3 protein-coding genes are annotated in these 2,950 nt (G+C 36.4%); 2 read left to right on the forward strand and 1 reads right to left on the reverse strand.

Features of this window, described 5'->3' with window-relative positions:
• Positions 1-294: 294 nt before the first annotated feature.
• On the reverse strand, positions 295-489 hold the full coding sequence (locus CDZ78_RS16985) for a hypothetical protein (protein ID WP_087871054.1): 195 nt from the start codon (positions 487-489) through the stop codon (positions 295-297).
• A 108-nt stretch (positions 490-597) separates the two neighbouring features.
• Here CDZ78_RS16985 and CDZ78_RS16990 point away from each other — a divergent pair, with 108 nt between their 5' ends.
• Both CDZ78_RS16990 and CDZ78_RS16995 read left to right on the forward strand, forming a co-directional pair.
• Positions 598-1,449 carry a DNA-methyltransferase gene (locus tag CDZ78_RS16990; RefSeq protein WP_087871055.1) on the forward strand — a complete coding sequence of 284 codons (852 nt, stop codon included), beginning with the start codon at positions 598-600 and terminating at the stop codon, positions 1,447-1,449.
• 7 nt (positions 1,450-1,456) lie between these two features.
• Positions 1,457-2,065 (forward strand): MutH/Sau3AI family endonuclease, encoded by a 609-nt coding sequence (locus tag CDZ78_RS16995; protein ID WP_087871056.1) that lies wholly within the window; start codon positions 1,457-1,459, stop codon positions 2,063-2,065.
• Positions 2,066-2,950 lie beyond the last annotated feature (885 nt).

A 2,950-nucleotide genomic window follows, 5' to 3' on the forward strand; every position in this document is an offset into this window, starting at 1 on the left:
TCGATGGGCTTAGGGACGATATAAAACAAGTTAGAGACGATTCCCTAGCTCGTGAAATTCGATTAATGGCATTACTTGAACATAAAATTGATACGACACAAAGCGAAACATCATCAGATGAACCAGTTATTAGAGGGTTGTTCTCAAAGTTATTTAAGTGATGGATTGTGTGTCACAATGAAAGGTATCAGCTAACATAGGACGTAGATACCCCTTTATCCGCAATACAGAAATTATTTAATCATGTGAGTGGCGCTGTCTTTTTAACCTACATGAAATGCAGTCTGGATTTCATTATTGCTTTAGTAACGGCGTAATTATTTGCCCTAAATCAGCCGGCAGTTTGATCGCTTTAGATTTGTCGATATGTCGTTGTGTAGCCATGCTCTGAGCTTGTTTGTAACGATAGCCGCACTTGCCTGTATTACGTTTAAGTTCGGGACTTATAGTAGATTTATACCGTCCCATTGATTGAGAAATTTCACCCATGGAAATATTTTTTTTCGCATTAAGTAAATATGGTATCTTTCCTCTATTATATTAATTCTTGCGACAGAACAAGTTTTTCGTCCACCTAAAAAGTAAGGAACTGCTACATTGGAAGCGTATTTTAGAGAAAATGGAATCAGGTTGTATCTTGGCGATGTTGTCAATACCCTAAATCAATTGCCAGAAGAAAGTATCGGTCTTATTTTCGCCGATCCTCCTTACAATTTATCAAACGATGGATTTACTTGTCACGCTGGAAAAAGGGTAAGTGTTAATAAAGGAAAGTGGGATAAAAGTCAAGGGATTGATTCCGATTTAGAATTTCATTATTCTTGGATAGAAGCCTGTAATCGAGTTTTAAAACCAAACGGATCGTTATGGATTTCAGGAACATACCATTCTATTTATATCTGTGGTTATGCTCTACAAAAACAGGGATGGCATATTATCAATGATATTTGTTGGTATAAACCTAACGCAGCCCCTAACCTATCATGTCGTATGTTTACAGCCAGTCATGAAACCTTACTCTGGGCTAAAAAAACAAAAAAAGCCAAACATACTTTCAACTATGAAGCGATGAAGTTTGGTGATTTTCCTAACGATGTAGTTAAAAAGCCAGATAAACAAATGCGTAGCATTTGGGTAATAGGAACACCAAAAAAAGGTGAGAAGAAATATGGAAAACACCCAACACAAAAACCAGAATCATTATTAGATAGAGTAATTGTCGCATCATCTAATGAAGGTGATATTATTCTTGACCCATTTTGTGGAAGTGCGACCACAGGTGTTTCTGCTTTAAGACATCAGCGTAAGTTTATAGGTATTGACTCTGAGCAAGAGTATTTAGATAACCTTGCTATTCCAAGGCTTTCAGACATATTAAACAAAAATGGATCAAGTTCAGAATTTTTACAGGTGAATAAAAATAACGATCATTACGACATATTACCGTAGGATAAACATGGAACGAACAGAGGCAGTACAAAAGTTACAACAATTAGTGGGGAAAGAGCTTCATCAACTAGCAAATGAATATGAGGTAACAATTAAGCGAAATGGAAAAGTTAATAAAGGCTGGGCTGGCCATGTTTTTGAGCGGTTTTTAGAGCTTCCAATTAACTCCTCTCAGTCACCAAACTTTGGATCATGGGAACTTAAATCTATTCCTTTAAAAACACTCAAAAATGGTTCTCTTTCTTTCAAGGAAACAATGGCTGTTACTATGATTGATCCTGTTAATGTTTGTCAAAAAGAATTTGAAAATAGCCATTTATTAGCAAAACTAAAAAAAGCTGTTGTTATTGCACGAACCGTTGGCAATCATGTTGATGAACCAAGTTATATTCATTCTATTGTAGAATTTAACTTAGAGGGAGAATTGTATTCTGCAGTGAAGGCAGATTATAACTTGGTTAGGAATGTATTACTTGATACTCAACAAGGTTTTGAAGCTTTAACAGGTGAAATGGGAGTATTTATTCAGCCAAGAACAAAAGGCGCTGGTCATGGTTCAACATCAAGGGCTTTTTATGCTCGGACTCTATTTTTGAAAAAATTTATAAGCATATAAGGTGGATTAAACTCTGAAGTGAAATTCCTGTAATCATGCAGCCTCACGTTTATTTTTATAAAAAAACACAGCGTGATGAGTGTCATAGTTTAACGTTTTTAGTGGTCGATGGTTGAGTTTATTCATAACAGCTTCGAGCTCCTTATATCTTCAAAGCTACTTCCTTTAACAAAGTATTGGATTAATAGTCCGTGGTAGGAGCAGGTTAATTTCCAATCCGAAGCGTGCGATAGCGCGCTCGGGAGGCTGAAATTTTATCCCGAATAGCCGTAGAGCCATTTGTGGTAGCCATGACTGAGCTGCGTAGGTGAACGAATTACGGCGACAGGAGTCCCGGAATTTCGTGAGGTAGCATGGCGCGCCTGTAGCTTTAGCCTTTTTATAGAAAAAGAAAAATAACGGCAATGAGTGCAAATAATTCGAGGATAATTATCGTTATTTTAGGAATAACGATAAAGAAAAAAAATCAATTAACGGCCAATAAGTCAGCTCAACTAATTGTATTTACTGGTTAATTTATGATTTTGTTTTAGGTTAATGACACGGATACTGAAAGGCACTGTTTATAAAAAACAACGCTACCTATTCCATTATTAGCCAATAAAGGTAGTATTTAAGGCATAAAAAAACCTCCACACACATTGTATGTAGAGGTTTTTTAATGGGTTGTAATAAGTGCGTCAAACACGTATTACGGCTTGAAAGTAAGAGACAGACTCTTGCTATCAAACGAACGTTAATTATATCTTAATTAGCTTCTCATTTGTAAGCAATTCTGGTTTTTCTTCTCTTCTTTCAAGCCCCAGCCCCTATTTTGGATTAGATGATATTGGAATAGGTCAGGACAGAGCTACCGATCAAGGGTATGTAGAGGTAGTCAGTAAG

It is taken from the genome of Bathymodiolus platifrons methanotrophic gill symbiont (assembly GCF_002189065.1).
Taxonomy (GTDB): Bacteria; Pseudomonadota; Gammaproteobacteria; order Methylococcales; family Methylomonadaceae; genus Methyloprofundus.